General features: G+C 68.4%; 18 protein-coding genes and 1 pseudogene. 3 read left to right on the top strand and 16 right to left on the bottom strand.

Translation table 11 applies throughout. The annotated features are described in order from the left end of the window. Positions 1-43: 43 nt before the first annotated feature. From murC to KZ810_RS07230, 13 genes are all read right to left on the bottom strand, one after another. Entirely contained in the window at positions 44-1,459 is a 1,416-nt protein-coding gene (gene murC / locus KZ810_RS07290) for a UDP-N-acetylmuramate--L-alanine ligase (RefSeq protein WP_219768299.1), read from the bottom strand. Continuing rightward, positions 1,456-2,601 (bottom strand): undecaprenyldiphospho-muramoylpentapeptide beta-N-acetylglucosaminyltransferase, encoded by a 1,146-nt coding sequence (gene murG, locus KZ810_RS07285; protein WP_219768298.1) that lies wholly within the window; start codon positions 2,599-2,601, stop codon positions 1,456-1,458. The genes murC and murG overlap by 4 nt, the downstream gene beginning before the upstream one ends. Next, a complete protein-coding gene (locus KZ810_RS07280) occupies positions 2,598-3,812 on the bottom strand; it encodes a peptidoglycan glycosyltransferase FtsW (RefSeq protein ID WP_219768297.1) in 1,215 nt (404 codons plus the stop codon). The genes murG and KZ810_RS07280 overlap by 4 nt, the downstream gene beginning before the upstream one ends. 37 nt (positions 3,813-3,849) lie before the next feature. Next, on the bottom strand, positions 3,850-5,124 hold the full coding sequence (murD, locus tag KZ810_RS07275; RefSeq protein ID WP_219768296.1) for a UDP-N-acetylmuramoyl-L-alanine--D-glutamate ligase: 1,275 nt from the start codon (positions 5,122-5,124) through the stop codon (positions 3,850-3,852). Next, positions 5,121-6,191, bottom strand: coding sequence for a phospho-N-acetylmuramoyl-pentapeptide-transferase (gene mraY / locus KZ810_RS07270; RefSeq protein ID WP_219768295.1), 1,071 nt, complete (start codon positions 6,189-6,191; stop codon positions 5,121-5,123). The genes murD and mraY overlap by 4 nt, the downstream gene beginning before the upstream one ends. Further along, entirely contained in the window at positions 6,192-7,562 is a 1,371-nt protein-coding gene (locus KZ810_RS07265) for a UDP-N-acetylmuramoyl-tripeptide--D-alanyl-D-alanine ligase (RefSeq protein ID WP_219768294.1), read from the bottom strand. It abuts the gene before it with no gap. After that, complete coding sequence (locus tag KZ810_RS07260; RefSeq protein WP_219768293.1) at positions 7,559-8,986, bottom strand: UDP-N-acetylmuramoyl-L-alanyl-D-glutamate--2,6-diaminopimelate ligase; 1,428 nt, start codon at positions 8,984-8,986, stop codon at positions 7,559-7,561. Before KZ810_RS07260 ends, KZ810_RS07265 begins: the two co-directional genes overlap by 4 nt. A 50-nt stretch (positions 8,987-9,036) precedes the next feature. Further along, entirely contained in the window at positions 9,037-10,752 is a 1,716-nt protein-coding gene (locus tag KZ810_RS07255) for a peptidoglycan D,D-transpeptidase FtsI family protein (protein WP_219768292.1), read from the bottom strand. Beyond that, the gene (locus tag KZ810_RS07250) at positions 10,749-11,441 is read right to left on the bottom strand and encodes a hypothetical protein (RefSeq protein ID WP_219768291.1); all 693 of its coding nucleotides are present in this window, start codon (positions 11,439-11,441) and stop codon (positions 10,749-10,751) included. Before KZ810_RS07250 ends, KZ810_RS07255 begins: the two co-directional genes overlap by 4 nt. A gap of 2 nt (positions 11,442-11,443) precedes the next feature. Further along, complete coding sequence (gene rsmH / locus KZ810_RS07245) at positions 11,444-12,382, bottom strand: 16S rRNA (cytosine(1402)-N(4))-methyltransferase RsmH (RefSeq protein ID WP_219768290.1); 939 nt, start codon at positions 12,380-12,382, stop codon at positions 11,444-11,446. Further along, positions 12,379-12,879 carry a division/cell wall cluster transcriptional repressor MraZ gene (locus tag KZ810_RS07240; RefSeq protein WP_308461509.1) on the bottom strand — a complete coding sequence of 167 codons (501 nt, stop codon included), beginning with the start codon at positions 12,877-12,879 and terminating at the stop codon, positions 12,379-12,381. The genes rsmH and KZ810_RS07240 overlap by 4 nt, the downstream gene beginning before the upstream one ends. Before the next feature lie 346 nt (positions 12,880-13,225). Continuing rightward, positions 13,226-13,507: a hypothetical protein gene (locus KZ810_RS07235; RefSeq protein ID WP_219768288.1), complete on the bottom strand. Its 282-nt coding sequence runs from the start codon at positions 13,505-13,507 to the stop codon at positions 13,226-13,228. Between the two features lie 46 nt (positions 13,508-13,553). Further along, positions 13,554-14,531, bottom strand: a complete 978-nt coding sequence (locus KZ810_RS07230) for a cysteine synthase A (protein WP_219768287.1) — start codon at positions 14,529-14,531, stop codon at positions 13,554-13,556. Between the two features lie 169 nt (positions 14,532-14,700). Between KZ810_RS07230 and KZ810_RS07225 the strand changes: the two genes are divergently transcribed. The 3 genes from KZ810_RS07225 to aat are packed head-to-tail and all read left to right on the top strand — an operon-like array spanning position 14,701 to position 16,564. Continuing rightward, complete coding sequence (locus KZ810_RS07225) at positions 14,701-15,084, top strand: hypothetical protein (RefSeq protein WP_219768286.1); 384 nt, start codon at positions 14,701-14,703, stop codon at positions 15,082-15,084. A gap of 56 nt (positions 15,085-15,140) precedes the next feature. Then, positions 15,141-15,848, top strand: a complete 708-nt coding sequence (locus KZ810_RS07220) for a ParA family protein (RefSeq protein WP_219768285.1) — start codon at positions 15,141-15,143, stop codon at positions 15,846-15,848. Then, the gene (gene aat / locus KZ810_RS07215) at positions 15,848-16,564 is read left to right on the top strand and encodes a leucyl/phenylalanyl-tRNA--protein transferase (RefSeq protein WP_219768284.1); all 717 of its coding nucleotides are present in this window, start codon (positions 15,848-15,850) and stop codon (positions 16,562-16,564) included. The genes KZ810_RS07220 and aat overlap by 1 nt, the downstream gene beginning before the upstream one ends. Before the next feature lie 35 nt (positions 16,565-16,599). Here aat and KZ810_RS17215 read toward each other — a convergent pair. The 3 genes and pseudogenes from KZ810_RS17215 to KZ810_RS07200 all read right to left on the bottom strand — a co-directional run. Beyond that, positions 16,600-16,833 (bottom strand): annotated as a pseudogene (locus tag KZ810_RS17215) (DUF2155 domain-containing protein); the annotation flags it as partial. Positions 16,834-17,054: 221 nt separating this feature from the next. Beyond that, entirely contained in the window at positions 17,055-17,450 is a 396-nt protein-coding gene (locus tag KZ810_RS07205) for an NADH:ubiquinone oxidoreductase subunit NDUFA12 (protein WP_219768283.1), read from the bottom strand. 39 nt (positions 17,451-17,489) lie between these two features. Further along, positions 17,490-18,065, bottom strand: a complete 576-nt coding sequence (locus tag KZ810_RS07200) for a cold-shock protein (protein WP_308461508.1) — start codon at positions 18,063-18,065, stop codon at positions 17,490-17,492. Positions 18,066-18,093: the final 28 nt, after the last annotated feature.

The raw sequence follows: 18,093 nt of genomic DNA, 5'->3' as shown, positions 1-18,093 counted from the left end.
CTGGTCCCCCTCCCCGTTTCGGGGAGGATATGGTCGGCGATGCTCACCGGCGCGCCTCGATCGCGGAGGCGAGCGCGGCAGCCCATTTGGTGATGTCGCCCGCACCGAGGCAGATGACTTGGTCTCCGCCGCGCACCTCACTCGCGAGCGCATCCGCGAGCGCATCGGCATCGGCGACCGTTTGCACGTCACGGTGCCCGCGACGGCGAAGGCCGGCGACGAGCGCGTCGGCATCGACGCCGTCGACGGGTGCTTCGCCCGCGGCATAGACGGGGGTCACGTAGACCGCGTCGGCGTCGTTGAACGCACCTTGGAAGTCTTCCATCAGGTTGCCGAGCCGCGAGTAGCGGTGCGGCTGGACCACCGCGATGACGCGTCCCTGCGCCGATTCGCGCGCGGCGGCGAGCACCGCACGGATCTCGACCGGGTGGTGCCCATAATCGTCGATGATCGTCGCGACGCCATGCTCTGCCGTCACCTCCCCGACCTTGGTGAAGCGGCGCTTGACCCCGCCGAACTTCTCGAACCCGCGCTGGATCGTCGCGTCGTCGATGCCGAGTTCGAGCGCGACGCCGATCGCGGCGAGCGCGTTCTGCACGTTGTGGCGGCCGGGCATCGGCAGGTCGATTCCCTCGATCGAACGCGTCGTACCATCGCGCGACCGGATCAACGCCTCGAAGCGATTACCACCGGGATAGGGCGACACGTTCACCCCGCGCACGTCGGCCGATGCCGCGAAGCCGTAGGTGACGATGCGACGGTCGCGCACGCGCGGTATCAGCGCCTGCACTTCGGGGTGATCGAGGCAGAGCAGCGCCGCGCCGTAGAAGGGCACGTTCTCGACGAACTCGACATAGGCGTCCTTCGCACGCTCGAAGCTGCCATAATGGTCGAGGTGTTCGGGATCGATGTTGGTGACGACCGCGATCGTGCCGTCGAGGCGCAGGAAGCTGCCGTCGCTTTCGTCCGCCTCGACCACCATCCAGTCCGATGCGCCCAATCGCGCGTTCGAGCCGTAGCTGTTGATGATCCCGCCATTGATGACGGTCGGGTCGACCCCGCCCGCGTCGAGCAGCGCGGCGACCATCGAGGTCGTCGTCGTCTTGCCGTGCGTGCCAGCGACCGCGACGGTCGATTTCAGTCGCATCAGTTCGGCGAGCATCTCCGCGCGGCGCACCACCGGGACGCGGCGATCTAGCGCCGCCTCGACCTCGGGGTTGCCGCGTTTCACCGCGGTCGAAGTGACGACGACTGCCGCGTCCGCGACATTCTCGGCCGCGTGTCCGATCGTGACCGCGATGCCACGCTTGCGCAGTCCCTCGACGACATAACCCTCCGCCACGTCGCTACCCTGAACCGAATAACCGAGGTTGTGCATCACCTCGGCGATGCCCGACATGCCGATGCCGCCGATCCCGACGAAGTGGATCGTGCCGATGTCGGTAGCGACGCCCTTCACGCAAATGCTTCCTTCTGTCGCACGCGCCCGACGTGGACCGGCGCGCGCGGCGCGTCGAGGCTCTCGACCAGATCGGCGAGATCGCTGACCGCGTCGGGCATTCCGCATGCGCGCGCACGCCCCGCGGCATTCTCGAGCGCGGCGGGATCGAGCCCAAGCTTCTGCATCTGCTTGGCGAGTTCGGTCGGGGTGAATTGCGGCTGCGGGATCGTGCGCGCGCCGCCCGCGTCGGTGATCGCGCGCGCGTTCGCGGTCTGGTGGTCGTCGGTCGCGCCGGGCAGCGGCACGAGAATCGCGGGGCGCCCGGCGGCGGTCAGCTCGGCGATCGTCGAGGCGCCCGCGCGCGCGATGACGAGATGGGCCCAGGCAAGCTGTTCGGGCATGTCGGGCAGATAGGTGGCGAGATCGGCGGCGATCTCCAGGCTCGCATATTTCTCGCGTGCGGCATCGATGTCCTCGATCCGCGCCTGATGCGTCACCTGCAAGCGGCGGCGGAACGCCACCGGCAGCATCGCGAGCCCGTCGGGCACGACCTGGCTCAGCACGCTCGCTCCCTGGCTGCCGCCGGTGACGAGCACGCGGAAGATTCCGTCTTCCTCCAACAGCGGATACGGACGGCTGCGAAGTGCCAGCACCGCCTCGCGCACCGGATTGCCGACGAGGTGGACCTTGCTCGCGTAGGCCGGCTTCAATCGTTCGGTGTTCGGGTAGCTGGTTGCGATCGCGTCGACGCGGCGCGCGACGAGACGGTTGACGCGGCCGAGCACGGCGTTCTGTTCGTGCACGGCGGTCGGTATGCCCGCGGCGAAGGCAGCGGAGAGTGCCGGGAACGCCGGATAGCCACCGAAGCCGATCACCGCGGCAGGCTTCAACGACCGGTAGAGGTCGCGCGCGGTGCGGCGGCCCTCGACCATCTGCCGCGCGGCCTTCGCCCAGCCGACCGGGCCGCCGGCGAAGCGGCCCGCGGGGATGACGTGCGTCTCCACCCCGTCGAACAATCCCGGAAAGCGCACGCCGCGCGCGTCGCTGACCAGCGCGACGCGGTGGCCGCGCCGCATCAACTCGGCGCCGAGCGCGGCGGCGGGGACCATGTGACCGCCGGTACCTCCGGCGGCGAGGACGAACGAGCGCGCACGCGTCATGCAGCGTTCCAGCGATTGATATAGGGACTACGCATTAGGAACGGGTTGCGCCGGGTGAACGCAAGGAGCAACCCCATCCCGATCGACAGCGCGACCATCGACGATCCACCGTAGCTGATGAACGGCAGCGTCATGCCCTTCGACGGCGCGAGCCCGGTGTTGACCGCCATCGAGACGAGCGCCTGAGCGCCGAACTGCACCGCCAGCCCCGACGCCGCGAGCAGCTTGAAGCTGTCTTGTTCGTCGAGCAGCTTGACGAAGACGCGCACGACGATCGCGAGGAAGACCAGCGCGACGATCATGCACGCGATCAGCCCGAACTCCTCACCGATGACCGAGAAGATATAATCGGTATGCGCCTCGGGCAGCCCGAATTTCGCGCTGCCGCCGCCCGGACCGGTGCCGAACCAGCCGCCCGCGGTCAGCGTGTTGTGTGCGGCATTGGTCTGGAAATGGTCGCTCGCGCCCTCACCCTCGATACCTGGAAAGAGGAACGCATCGATGCGCGCACGCGCGGTGCCATAGAAGACATAGGCCGCAACCAGCCCGACCGGTACCATCGCCAGCAACCCGACGATCGTCCGCGTCGGCGTGCCCGCGATCACGATCAGCGCGAGCCAGATCGTGCAAAAGATGATCGTCTGCCCGAAGTCGGGCTGCATCATCAACAGCACCGCGACCATCGCGGTTATCGCTGCGGTGATGATCGTGGCGGGCAGCTCCTCGTCGCGCGCCTTCAGCGACAGAAGATAGGCGACGGTCACGACAAAGAAGGGCTTGAGGAACTCCGATGGCTGGAACTGCGCGAAGCCGAAGCCGATCCAGCGCCGCGCACCGTTGACCGTCACGCCGACGAACGGCGTCATCGCGAGAAACGCAACGCACACGCCCGCACCGACCAGCGACATGCGCCGCGCGAGCGTGACCGGCAGCATCGACACACCGAACAACACGGGCAGCGCGACCGCGACCCACATCACCTGCCGCCAGAAATAATGCAGCGGCGTGAACTTCACGTGCTCGCCCGAATAGCGCACCGCCGTCGCCGGCGATCCTGCCGCCACCGCGATCAGTCCGATCGCGATCAGGAACAGCGCGAGCAGCAGCAGCACGCGATCGATATCCCAGAACCACGTGCCGAGCGGCGACGGATCGCCGCGCCCGCCGCGCCCCTGCAACCGCCCGCGACGTATCGCCTGCATGTCGTTCATGGCCGAACCCCTACGCCGTACATGCCGTCGCCGCGCATCATGCCAGCGCCTCGACCGCTTCGCGGAAGGCGCGGCCGCGATGCTCGTAATCGCGGAATTGATCGAACGAGGCGGCAGCAGGTGACAGCAGCACGACGTCGCCGCGCACCGCCTCCTGCGCGGCGAGCTTCACCGCGCGCTCGAGCGTCTCGACCTCTGCGACGGGAACGTGGGGGCGCAGCACCTCGGCGAAACGGGGTCCCGCCTCGCCGATCGTATAGGCGCGAGCGACGTGGCCCAGATGCGGCAGGCAGGCGTCGAGATCGTCGCCCTTGGCGCGCCCGCCCAAGATCCAGTGGACGCGCGGGAAGGCAGCGAGCGCGGGCGCCGTGCTCTCGGGATTGGTCGCCTTGCTGTCGTCGTACCAGGTCACGCCGCCCAGGGTTGCGACGCGCTCCATGCGATGCGGCAGCCCGGTGAAGCTCGCGAGCGCCTGCTCGATGACGTCGCAGTCGATCCCGAGCGCGCGTGCGGCGGTAATTGCGGCGGCCGCGTTCTGCGCGTTGTGCGGCCCTTGCAACGCCGGCCACCGCGACTGGTCGAGCGCCGGATCGGCGTCGATCAACGTCGCGCGACCGGCCAAACTGTCGGCGATCTGCCTGGACGCCGCATCACCCGTCCCGACGATCGCGACGTTGCCGTCGGACTGCATCGCGAACAATCGCGCCTTCGACGCGGCATAGGCATCAAAGCCATCGTAGCGGTCGAGGTGGTCGGGAGTGATGTTGAGCAGCATGGCGACGTCGCAGTCGAGCGAGCTCGTAAGGTCGATCTGATAACTCGACAGCTCGAGCACGTAGACCCCGCCCACGGGCAGTGGCTTCTGCCCCAGGATCGGCAGCCCGATATTGCCCCCCATCAACACCGGCAGCCCCGCTGCCTCGCAGATGTGGCGGACGAGCGCGGTGGTAGTCGACTTGCCGTTGGTGCCGGTGATCCCGACGACCTTGTGCGGCGGCAGTTCGGCGCGCGCCTGCGCGAACAGCTCGATATCGCCGACGATCGGTACGCCCGCCGCGCGTGCCTTCGCCGCGAGCGGGTGGGTGTTTAGCGGTACGCCGGGGGAGACGACGAGCGCGTCGAAACCCGCGAGGTCGAGCGTGTCGAGATCGGCGATTGCCACGCCGTCCAGCCCCTCGCGCCTCGTCGCATCGCTGTCCCACGCGACGACATCGGCGCCGGCCGTCACCAGCGCCGCGACCGTCGCGGCGCCCGAGCGCGCGAGCCCGAGCACCGCGAAGCGCTTCCCCGCCCAGGCGCGCGCGACGATCACCTGAGTTTCAGCGTCGACAGGCCGGCGAGCGCCAGCACCAGGCTGATGATCCAGAAACGGATCACGACGGTCGGCTCGCTCCAGCCGAGCTGCTCGAAATGGTGGTGGATCGGCGCCATGCGGAACACGCGCTTTCCCGTCCGCTTGTAGACGAACACCTGGATGATGACCGACAGCGCCTCGACCACGAACAGCCCGCCGATGATGCCGAGCACGATCTCGTGGTGTGCCACCACCGCCATCGTGCCCAATGCGCCGCCGAGCGCGAGGCTGCCAGTGTCGCCCATGAAGACGGCGGCGGGCGGCGCGTTGTACCACAGGAAGGCGAGCCCCGCGCCGACTACCGCGCCGCAGAAGATCGCGAGCTCACCCGCGCGGGGCACGTGCGGGATGCCAAGGTAATCGGCGAACTTCACGTTGCCCGCCAGATACACGATCACCATGAATGCGACCGAGGCGATGATTACCGGCATGGTTGCCAGGCCATCGAGCCCGTCGGTCAGGTTTACCGCATTGCCGAACGAGACGATCACGAAGGCGGCGAAGATCGGATAGAAATAGCCGAGGTCGATGTAATAGCGGTTGGTGAACGGCAGGAAGAGCCCCGAGCCGTTTTCCTGCATGATGATCCACGCCGCGATTCCCGCGATCGCGAATTCGAGCAGCAGCCGCACGCGCCCGGGCACACCCGCGGTGCTCGCCTTTCGCACCTTGTCGTAATCGTCGAGGAAACCGATCGCGCCGAAGCCGAGCGTCACGAACGCGCATGCCCAGACGAACGGGTTGCGCAGGTCCATCCACAACAGCATCGCGAGCGACACGCTGGTCAGGATCATCAACCCGCCCATCGTCGGCGTGCCGCGCTTCGCGAGGTGCGTCTGCGGACCGTCGGCGCGGATCGGCTGCCCCTTGCCCTGGCGGACGCGCAGCCAGCCGATGAACTTCGGCCCGATGATCAGCCCGATCAGCAGCGCGGTCGCGACCGCCGCACCGGTGCGGAACGACTGGTAACGAATGAGATTGAGCAAGCCCGCAAAGCCGAGGTGCTGCGCGATCCAGTAAAGCACTTATTTCTTCCCGCCCGCGAGACCCGCGACGACCCGCGCCAGTCCCACCCCGTTCGAACCCTTCACGAGTACCGCATCGCCCGGCGCGATCACACGGTGTACGTGGTCCAGCGCGGCGGCGGCATCGGGCACATGGACGAAATCGACCCGTCCCTCAAGCGCTTGCGCGAGCGGGCGCATCGCTTCGCCGACCAGCACGGCCACCTCGACGCGCGCGGCGACCACCGCGGGGGCAAGCCCGGCGTGATAGTCGGCGCTCTTGGTGCCGAGTTCGCGCATCTCGCCCAGGATCGCGACATGGCGGCCGGGTTGCTCTGCGAGCACGGCGAGCGTCGCCGCGACCGAGGCGGGGTTGGCATTGTAACTCTCGTCGATCAGCAGCGCGTGGCCGTCCCCCACCGCGATCTCGCTGCGCGCGCCGCGCCCCGCGAGCCCGCCGAGTTCGGCCAGCGCGAGCCCCGCGAGCGCGAGATCGCCCCCGACCGCGTCGACCGCGGCGAGCACCGCCAGCGCGTTCGACACCCAATGCGCGCCCGGCTGCGCGACCGTCAGGCTCAGTTCGTGCTCTCCGATGCGCGCGGTGACGAAGGTGCCGCCGTGGTTCGCACGTGCGATCTCGATCGCGGACACGTCCGCGGCGCGATCGAGCCCGAAGGTGACGATCCGCGCTGCGTACGGCTCGGCGGCGGCAATCAGCCGGTCGCGGTGCGGGCTGTCGTACGGCACGATCGCGACCCCGCCGGGCTCCAGCCCGCGGAAAATCTCGCCCTTCGCGTCGGCGATCGCAGCCTCGTGGGGGAAGAATTCGGTGTGCGCGGGCGCGATCGCGGTGACGAGCGCGACGTGCGGGCGCACCAATGTCGTCAGGTGCGCGAGTTCGCCCGGATGGTTCATCCCCATCTCGAGCACCGCATAGTCGCTGCCCTGCGGCATGCGCGCGAGGCTCAGGGGCACGCCGGTGTGGTTGTTGTAACTCTTCACCGAACGGTGCGCGCTGACCGACGGCGCGCGATCGAGCGCGGCGAACAGCGCCTCCTTCGTTGAGGTCTTGCCGACCGAGCCGGTGACGCCGATCACCTTGCCCTTCACCCGCGCACGCGCGGCGCGGCCAAGGTCTTCCAGCGCCGCGAACGTGTCGGCGACCTCGACCACCGGGTGGTCCACCGCGCGCGAGACGAGCGCGCCCGCCGCGCCCTGCGCGAACGCCTGATCAACGAAACGATGGCCGTCGGTCGTCTCGCCGGTGAGCGCGACGAACAGATCGCCCGGCCCGACCTCCCGCGAATCGAACGCGACGCCTCCGACCGCGAAGTCGGCCGAGGCCGTTCCGTGCGTCGCTGCGGCGATCTCGGCTGCGGTCCACAACGTCACGCCGCGACCTCGCGCGCGACCGTGACGTCGTCGAAGGGAAGTACCATGTCGCCGACGATCTGCCCCTGCTCGTGCCCCTTGCCCGCGACGAGCACGATGTCGTCCGCCCGCGCGATCTCGACCGCATACGCGATCGCGGCGCGACGGTCGCCGATCTCGGTCGCTGCCGGCGCGCCTTCCAGCACGTCGCGGCGGATCGCCGCCGCCTCCTCACCGCGCGGATTGTCGTCGGTGACGATCACCACGTCGGCCTGATCGGCCGCCACCTTTCCCATCGGCGCGCGCTTGCCCTGGTCGCGGTCGCCGCCCGCGCCGAACACGAGGATCAGCCGGCCCGCGACATGTGGGCGCAGCGCCGCGATCGCCGCCTCCAGCGCGTCCGGCGTATGTGCGTAATCGACGTAGATCGGCGCGCCCGACTGGGCGATCGCCGCGCGCTCCAGCCGCCCGCGCACCGGCTGCAACCGCGCGAGGCCCGCGAGCGTCGTCGCCGCGTCACCACCCGTCGCGATGATGAGCGCCGCCGACAGCAGCGCGTTCGCCGCCTGATATCCGCCGATCAGGGGCAGGTTGACACGGTGCTCGGTTCCGTCCGGCGTCGCGATCACCAGACCCTGCCCGAGCAATGTCGGCGCACGCGACACGAGGCGCAGGTCGTCGCCGTGCTCGCCGACCGTCATCACGCGGTTGCCACGCTCGCGCGCCAGATCGATCACGCGTTCCGACTGCGGATCGTCGGCCCAGACGACCGCGGTGCCATCGTCGGCGAGAACTTCGGAGAAGAGCCGCAGTTTCGCGGTGAAATAAGCCGCCATGTCGCCGTGATAATCGAGGTGATCGCGGCTGAGATTCGTGAACGCCGCGGCAGAGACCCGCAGCCCTTCGGTACGGTATTGACTGAGGCCGTGGCTCGATGCCTCGAACGCCAGGTGCGTTACGCCCTCGCGCGCCAGCCCGGCGACGTTCGACAGGAAGGTAACGACGTCGGGGGTCGTCAGCCCCGTCACGACGCGTTCGTCGGCGGTGGTGACGCCGAGCGTCCCGATCGAGGCGGCGTGATGCCCCGACATCCGCCACAATTGCCGCGTCATCTCCACGGTCGAGGTCTTGCCATTGGTGCCCGTTACCGCGACCGCCGTGGCGGGAAACGGCGCGAAGAAACGGGCGGCGAGCTTCGCGAAGCGTTCGCGCGGTGAATAATCGGCGATGTGGACCGCACCCTCTACCCGCGCCTCAGGCCGCGCCACCACCGCGACCGCGCCGGCCTCGATCGCTGCGGGAATGAAGTCCTCTCCGTTGACGCGCGCGCCTTCGAACGCGCCGAAGATCGTGCCCGGCGCGACCTTACGATGATCGATCGCGAAACCGGTGACGACCGCGTCACCTGCCGTACCGCTCACGTCGGTCAGGGCCGACAATCTCATTCGCCCTGCCTTTTCACTCGTTCAACTCCGTTCAACCCGAAACCCCGCCGTCACTGTCCGCCGCTGGTCGGCGCGCGCGAGGGGTCCTGCCACAATGTCGGCAGAATGTCAGACACGTCAACGTCGCGGCGATCGTCCGGGGTAACGCCCAGCATCGCGCCGATCCGCGCGATCGTCCGCCCGACGACGGGGGCCGCGTTCCATGCCGCGGTCTTCCACCCGTAGGTTTCCTTGGTCCCGAGCGGCGAATCGAGCATCGCGACGACGACGTAGCGCGGCGCATCCATCGGGAAGGCGGCAGCGAAGGTCGCGACGTTGCGCGACCGGTCGTATCCGCCCGCGACCGCCGCCTCGGCGGTGCCGGTCTTGCCGCCAACGCGGTAGCCCGGCGCATCGCCCTTGCGACCCGTGCCGCGCAGCACGACGAGCCGCAGCATCTGCCGCATCCGTGCGCTGGTCTGCTCGCTGATGACGCGGCGCCCCGCGACCTGATGCCCCGGCGCTACCTTCAGCAGCGTCGCCGGCCGCCACGTGCCGCCGTTGACGAGCGCGGCATAGGCGCTGGCGAGATGCAGCGGGGTCACCGCAATGCCGTGGCCGTAGGCGGTCGTCATCGTCGTGGTGCGCGCCCAGTAGCTCGGCAGCAGCGGACGCCCCTTCTCGCGCAGCTCGATGTCGGGCGGGGTGTCGAAGCCGAGCTTCTTGAACATCGCCTGCATCCGTGCCGGCCCGACCTCGTCGGCGACGCGCGCAGTCGCGACGTTGGACGAGTAGATCAGCGTTTCCGCCATGTTGAGCCAGCGTTTGGGATCACCGCGCTCGTCGTGGATCGTGAAGCGACCAACCTGCAGCGGATGCGTCGCGTCGAAGCGACGCTGCATCGAGGTGACGACGCCGTTGTCGATCGCGGTCGCCATCGTGATCGGCTTGAAGGTCGAGCCGAGCTCGAACACACTTTGCGTCGTCACGTTGCGCAGTTCGTCGAGGCCCGCGCGCCCGACGCGGTTGGGATTGAACGTCGGCAGCGATACCATCGCGATCACCTCACCGGTCGCAACGTCGAGCACGACCCCGCCGCCGCCGCGCGCCGAGAAAGTCGTCATCGCGCGGCCGAGTTCGCTCTCCATCGCGGCCTGCGCGCGGCTGTCGATCGCCAGTTGCACCGGCTTCGCCTCGGTCGCCGGATTGGTGAGCCGGTCGTTCAGCGCGCGCTCGATCCCGCTCATGCCGGTGCCGTTGCTGATGAACCCCAGCACGTGCGCGGCGAGCGAGCTCTGCGGGTAGAGGCGCTGCGTCTCGCGTTCGAACACGATCCCCGGCTCGCCGATCGCGTTCACCGCCTCGACCAGCGCGGGGCTCGCGCGGCGATTGAGATAGGCGAAGCTCGATGGCTTGGTGATCTGCTGATAGAACCAAGCCTGATTGCCGCGATCGGGCATCAGGTCGGCGAGACGCTGGGCGATCTCGGTCGGATCGCCGATCAGCTTGCGCGGGTGGACGGCGATCGTCCACGCATCGATCGTCCGCGCGAGCGGTTGGCCATTGCGGTCGACAATGTCGCCGCGCGGCGCGGTCAGGCGGTTGGACAAGGCATCCTCGCCGCCCGACAGGACGCCGAGGAGCGCGAGCCGCGCGATGATCGCGAGCACGCCCGCGACGAACAGCAGCATCAGCACCATCAGGCGCATGTGCTGCGTCGCGACCAGCGCGTGGCGTTGGTCGATGTTTCTCGTTGGTCGGATAGGACGCGCGACCAAGGTGGTCACCGCAGGCGGCTCCGCTCGGCGCGCGCGCCGCTCGCCAGATCGCCGAGTGTGCCGGCACTGAGTAGGGAATTGTCGATCATCGCGACCGAGCGGACGTTGCGGTCGCCGCGCGGGCGCTCGTCGGCGTGCGCGATCGCCTGACGGATCAGCACGCGCGCGGTGGCGACCGCGGGGGCGGGCCGACCGGCGGGGGCCGGCGTCGCGGGCACGACATGCGCGATGCGGACCGCGTCGTAACGCGGCGCCGTCACCGGCTTGGTCACGACCGCCTTGACAATCGCGGGCGCGGCGTGCGGCGAGGCGGCGGGCGGGGCAACGGTCATCGGCGACGACGGGACGATCAGCGACGCGGTCTGCACCGCGCCCTCGCCGCCTGCCTGAAGCGGGGTCATATCGCGCGGCGACAGCCCGGCAAGCGTCGTTTCATCGCGCACGAACTGCTGCGTGGTGGGAACGGTCAGCGCCAGCGTATTGCCGTTCCAGCGCTCGAGCTGCGCGAGGTTGGAGCGCACGTCGAACTCGGTTTCTAGCGCGCGGATATCGCGCTCGGCGCTGGCGATCTTGACGTCGACCATCTGCAACCGCTTTCGCTCGGCGGCGACCTGCGAGGAGACGAGATAGAAGCCGATCGCGACCAGCGCGCAGCTCGACAGCCAGCCGAGCCCTTTCAACCGGTACAATGCCACCACGGTTACGCCTCCAACACAGGAACGGATGCCGCGCTACGCCGTGCGGCACGAAGGGTCGCGGAGCGCGCGCGCGGGTTCGCCGCCAGCTCCGCCTCGCCCGCGCGGATCGCGCGGGACAGATTCTCGAACGCCGCCGGCGCTGTCGCCGCGGCCACGGGCAGGTGGCGCGATCCGGCGGGCGCGGCGCCACCGCGCTCGCGCAGGAAACGCTTCACCATGCGATCTTCCAGGCTGTGGAAGCTGACCACCGCCAGCCGCCCGCCCGGCGCCAGCACCCGCTCGGCCGCGGCGAGCCCGTCCGCCAGTTCGTCGAGCTCGCGATTGACGTGGATGCGCACCGCCTGAAATGCGCGCGTCGCCGGATCCTTCTTCTCATGCGGGCGATGACCGAGCGCGCGGCGCACGATGCCCGCGAACTGCGCGGTCGTCGTCAGCGGGCGCGCCGCCACCACGAAGCGCGCAACGCGTCGCGACTTCGGCTCATCGCCGTAGCGATAGAGCACGTCGGCGATCTCCTGCTCGTCGGCGGTGTTGAGGAAATCGGCCGCGCTCGGACCATCCTGGCTCATCCGCATGTCGAGCGGACCATCGGCCTGAAACGAGAAGCCGCGCTCGGCCTGGTCGAGCTGCATCGACGAGACACCGATGTCCATCGTCACGCCGTCAACGGGCAGCTTGCCGCGCTCCGCCAGCGCCTGCTCCATCGTGGAGAAGTCGCCCGCGATCAGCGTCAGCCGCGGCTCGGCCGCCTCCAGTGCGCGACCGGCAGCGATCGCGTCGGGGTCGCGGTCGAACGCGATCACCTCGGCCCCCGCGGCGAGCAGCGCGCGCGTGTAGCCGCCGGCACCGAAGGTCGCGTCGACGTGGCGCTCACCGGGCGCGGGCGCGAGCGCGGCGATCACCTCGTCAAGCAGCACGGGGATGTGCGGGGATTGGCTCACAGCGCGATCCCCTTTTCCTCGCAGGTGAACTCGACGAACTCGCGGATGAACGGATCGACGTCAACGTTTTCGAGCAACAGCGTCGGCGACCAGATCGTGATCCAGTTGAACGAGCCGAGGAATACCGCGGCACCGCCGATTCGCGCGTAGCGGCGCTCGAACGCCGGCATGATGAAACGACCCGATCCGTCGAACGGCAATGGCTCGGCAGCGCCCGCGCGATCGAGAATGTTCCAGTCGGTGCGGCCTTCCTTCAGCTCGTCCGCCGCCTCGCGCGCCTCGAGCTTCGCCTTGTGGATCGGCACGAAGCCGGGATCATAGGCGATCAGGCAACGGTAATGCGGGTGCGCGGCGATGATGACGGTGCCGCCGTCCTTACCGTCGTCGCGCGGGCTGTTCTTCGCCAATGCACCGCGAAGGGTGTTGGGAATAGCGACACGGCCCTTGTCATCGACAAGACCAAGCCCCTTCCCCTGATAATCCACCCGTTCGGCCACGCCCACCTCGCACTCGGGGTACAAGACCGCGCTGCCCGCCGAACGACCATCGCCGCCCGACGCTCAAGCATGTCTGTTTACAACAATGGTGCTGCCCCCAATGTCGAAACAGGCGTAGCGCAATCCTTGTGGGAGCGGAAGGGATTTCCGGGGAAATACGGGGAAAAGACGTAAGACGTTGGATTAGCGTGGTCGTCTTGCAACACGCACGCACAAGTTCTCGGTTTGTTCATAGAGGTTCGCGCTAAGTCGCGCAATTCACACAGTAATCAGGTCAGAATTGATGCCCGATCGTCCGGCGGGAAGGGCGTCGCAGCTAAGCGCGTCTTCCATCAGGCCAGACCAGTCAACGCTGGTCGGCAACGGCCGCGCTGTTGGCGATGCTGGGTGTCACGCCAAGTTCCGCGAGCGGCTCGTTGCCCGCGCTCGGGGTCGGTGCGGGCGCGCGGGTCACGACACCGCCGCCGACGGTGATCGCGGGCGAAACCGGTCGCTCACGCGACACCGTCGAGAAAATCGCGCTGGCGAGGCCGATCAACAGCACGACCGCGGCGAGCCCGATCATGCCGACGCGAACGCGCTGACGCGTCTGATCTGCCTGATGGCGGGGGGTGGATTGCTGCTTCATGCGACCGCGCTTTTATAACGGATCGCCGCGCATGTGTCGAACGGGGTCACGCCGCGCGACGCAGGCCCTTCGACTCGAGCCATGCGGGATCGTAGAGCGTCGAGAGATAGCGGAAACCCGTGTCGCACAGGATCGTCGCGACGCGCTTTCCCGGCCCCAGGTGCCGCGCCAGGCGCACCGCGCCCGCGACATTGATCCCGGACGAGAGACCTAGGCACAATCCTTCCTCGCGCAACAGCCGATCGACCCAGTCGAGCCCTTCCTGATCAGAGATGCGGAATTGCGTGTCGATCGGCGCGCCTTCGAGATTGGCGGTGATCCGCCCCTGCCCGATCCCCTCCGCCACCGACGAACCCTCCGACCGCAGTTCGCCGTGGGCATAATATTCGTACAATGCCGCGCCATGCGGGTCGCTAAGCGCGATGCACACGCGCTCATCCTTCGCCTTCAGCCCCAGTCCGACGCCCGCGATTGTGCCGCCGGTCCCAGCGGCGCAGGTGAAGCCGTCGACTCGCCCGCCCATCTGCGCCCAGATCTCCTCGGCCGTACCGGTGATGTGCGCGCGGCGATTCGCGATATTGTCGAACTGATTGGCCCAGATCGCCCCGGGCGTTTCTTCGGCGATCCGGCGCGAGGTGTGCACGAAATGGCACGGTGACGAATATGGCGCCGCCGGCACGGTCACGAGTTCCGCACCGAGCGCACGCAGCGTGTCCATCTTCTCCTTCGATTGCGTATCGGGCATCACGATGATCGTGCGGTACCCCTTGGCGTTCGCGACCAGCGCGAGGCCGATCCCGGTATTGCCGGCGGTGCCCTCCACGATTGTCCCGCCCGGCGCCAAGAGCCCGCGCTCCTCCGCATCCTCGACGATCGACAAGGCGGCGCGGTCCTTCACGCTGGCGCCGGGGTTCGCGAACTCGCATTTGCCGAAGATGTCGCAACCGGTCGCCGCGCTGGGACCGGCCAGACGAACGAGCGGGGTGTTGCCGATCAGGGCGAGCGTGCCAAGGGTGGTATCCATCGCAACGACATAGGTGCGCGACCGCACCGACCGCAAGCAAGCGTCGCTTTCCTTCAGCCAAGCCGCGGCTGCGCCAGGCCGGAAATCGCGCTCGCAGTGCGACTTATTATGTCGCGACGCGGCACGCATCTTGACCTATAATGCCGCATGCGCGAAGCGCCGCGGCGCTATGGTAAACCGTCTCCTCCCCGTCGCCGCCGTCGCATCGTTGTTCGCGCTCGCGGCATGCAATTCACAGTCGAACCCGGAAGTGGTCGACTCCAACCCCGATCCGATGGCCGCGAACCTCGCCAAGGCGGCGCCGGTCGAACTGCCGCCCGCGATCAAGGCCGACAAGACGATGCGCTGCAAGGACGGCAGCCTCGTCTACGTGACCTTCTTCCAGGGCGACAAGCAGGCGGTCGTCCGCACCAAGAAGGACGGCGCCGCCACGACGCTGAAGGGCGAGGCGGGCAAGGCGCTGACCGCGGAAGGCGGCTGGTCGATGACCGGCGATACCACCGAGGTGAAGCTGACCCAGCCCGGCAAGCCCGCGCTGTCCTGCCACGCGTAACACGCGTCTCCCGATTGCTTGCTATCGATCCGCACGCGGCGTAGCGTCGCGCATCGATGGCGACGATCGCGATCTACAGTTTGAAAGGCGGCGTCGGGAAATCGACGCTTGCCGTGAATCTCTCCTGGTGCGCCGCGACCCTGTCGTCGCGGCGCACCTTGTTATGGGACCTCGACCCGCAGGCCGCGTCGAGCTGGATGCTCGGCGAGGACGGCGGCGGTGAACGCGCCCATGCCGTTTTCTCGCGCCACGTGCCGCCCGCGCGGCTGATCCGCGTCACCGCGGTCGATCGGCTCGACCTGCTTCCCGCCGACGCGTCGCTGCGCGACCTCAACCACCTGTTCCGTACGCTGGCGAAGAAGCGTCGGCTGGCGCGACTGCTGGAAGAACTGGGCGACCACGACCGTGTCGTGCTCGATTGTCCACCCGGTTTGACCGAGACGGCGGATCAGGTCGCGCGCGCCGCCGACCTGATCGTCGTCCCGGTGGTTCCATCGGCACTGTCCGAGCGCGCGTGGAGCGAGGTCGATCGCCACCTGGGCGGGCGCACCCCGACGCTTCCCGTCCACGTCATGGTCGATCGCCGCCGCGCGCTTCACGCCGAGGCGCTGGCGCGGCACCCCGACTGGCCCGTCATCCCGATGGCTAGCGCGGTCGAGAGCGCCGCCACCAGCCGCCGCTGCCTGGGCGAGGTTGCTCCGCGCGCGCCCGCGTCCGCCGCCTTTGCCGAGCTATGGAAGAGGATCGAGAAACGTCTCGCTTGATGTTCGAGCCCTTGGACCCTGCCCTGGTGCTCGGCGCCTATTCGGTCGGCGTGTTCCCGATGGCGGACAGTCGCGACGCGGCAAGCGTATACTGGGTCGAGCCGCGCCGACGCGCGATCCTGCCGCTCGATCGTTTCCATCTCTCCCGGTCGCTCCGCAAGGTGGTGGTCGCCGACCGTTTCCGCGTCACCGCCGACCAGGCCTTCGGCGAGATCGTCCGGCTATGCGCGCAGAGTGCCGACGATCGACCCGAGACATGGATCAACCGGTCGATCGAACAGGCCTTTCAGCGCTTGCACGACATGGGGCACGCGCACTCGGTCGAGTGCTGGGCGGGCGACCAATTGGTCGGCGGGCTCTACGGCCTCGCGATCGGACGCGCATTTTTCGGCGAAAGCATGGTCAGCCGCGCGACCAATGCGTCGAAGGTCGCGATCGCGACGCTCGTCGCGCGATTGCGCGCGGGCGGTTTCACGCTGCTCGACTGCCAGTTCATGACGGCGCATCTCGCCTCGCTCGGTGCGGTGGAGATCAGCCGGCGCGATTATATGGCGTTGCTGGGGGCAGCGATTGGTTCATCGGACGCTTCGTCGTCCGGGGTGGTCGCGGACGGAGATTTCGTCGCGCTCGAACGCCTGGGGGCCGGCGACGATGCCGCCGCGGGTTCAACCGTGCCCGGAAAACTCATCGCGCAACTCTTGACCCAGACATCGTAGACCGGGTGCAGCACGACGTTCAGTTGCGGGCGTTCCTTGTACAGCCAGCCGGAGAAGACCCGCTGCCACCGTCGGTCGATGTTCTGTACATCGAGTTGGACGAAGGCGCCGGTCAGCGCCTGCTGCTCCCACGGTGCAGTCTGTTCGCACGCCGACAGCCGCACGACGACATCGCCGACCCGCACCGCCTGCCCCGGCTTGAGCGTCAGGTCGCGGCTGACGCCGTTACGCTTGTTCAGCAGGCCGATCACCGCGACGCGCTGCGCCATCGGCGTCGTACCCGCATCGACCGGCGATCCCGCATCGGCAGAGACGATCTCGGACGCTTCAGCTTGCGGGGCCGCCTGTCGCAGCCCTTGGGGGGCGGCGGGGACCGGCCTGCTCACCTGCACGCGCGCATCGGGATTAGAATCGCGTTGGCCGAAGCCATACCATGCCGCGCCCGCACCCGCCGCCAGCACCATCAGGCCGCCGATCGCGGCCGTGCGGTTCACGCGTCGGGGCTCCACGCCTCGTAGTCACCCGTCGCTGAGGCGCGGTTGCCACCCTTCTCTAGTGAGCCTGACGGACGATAGGCGAATGCCGTGCCGGTCATGTTGGGGACGGCCGGTTTCTGCCACTGCCGCGGCGCGGGCAGCGACTGATCGGGTACATCGGCGATCTGGTGATGCAACCAGCTGAACCAGTCAGGCGGGACGCGGCTGGTATCGTTCGCGCCCTTGTAGATGACCCAGCGGCGCGTGGTCCCCTGCGGCGTCATGCCACCTTCCCAATAGGTGTTGCCCAGACCATCCTCGCCGACCTGACGCTTGCCACGCAGGCCGTAGATCATGGTGCCGATCGTTGCGCCATTCCACCAGGTGAACGGATTGAGATTGATGCCCATCGCGCTCCGCTTACCGTCCCGCCCGCACGCGGTAAACGGCTATTCGCGCTCGGGGGCTGCGACCGCGACGGCGAGCGGCCCCTTGCGGCCATCGACGATGCGCGCGCGCAGCGGCTGGTCGGGCTCGACCTCCGCCACCCCGGCGCGCCGCAACGTCTCCATGTGGACAAAGATGTCGCCGGGGGCGTCCTGGCGCACAAGGAAGCCGTATCCCTTCAGGCGGTTGAACCATTTGACCGCGACGTCCTGCCAATCGCCCGCGTCGTCGAGCGCGGCGTCGGATTCGATCCGGTCGCGGTCGCGGTCGCGGACCACCGTACCCGCCGCCGCGACGTCGATCGCATGCACCGCGATCGCCTGATATCCGCGCGTGCGCTTGACTGCCGAGACGTCCATCCGCGAACCCTCGGGCAGCGTGCGCCGGCCGTATTCCTGAAGTACGGTGAAGTGGATCAGAACGTCGCCTATCGCCGGATCGTCGGCGACGAGAAAACCGAACCCCCGCGTCGAATCGAACCATTTCAGCGTGCCAGACACCGCCATCGCCTCGACTGCCTCGCCGAGAACGTGCGCGCGTTCATCACTGCCGTCGGCCAGGGCCGCCTGTTCCGGCACTATCGATCGAAACTCCCGTTCGCATGCG

Source organism: Sphingomonas citricola (assembly GCF_019429535.1).
GTDB lineage: Bacteria > Pseudomonadota > Alphaproteobacteria > Sphingomonadales > Sphingomonadaceae > Sphingomonas > Sphingomonas citricola.
The sequence above is the reverse complement of the archived record's forward strand: the minus strand, read 5'-3'. Positions and strand labels throughout refer to the sequence as shown.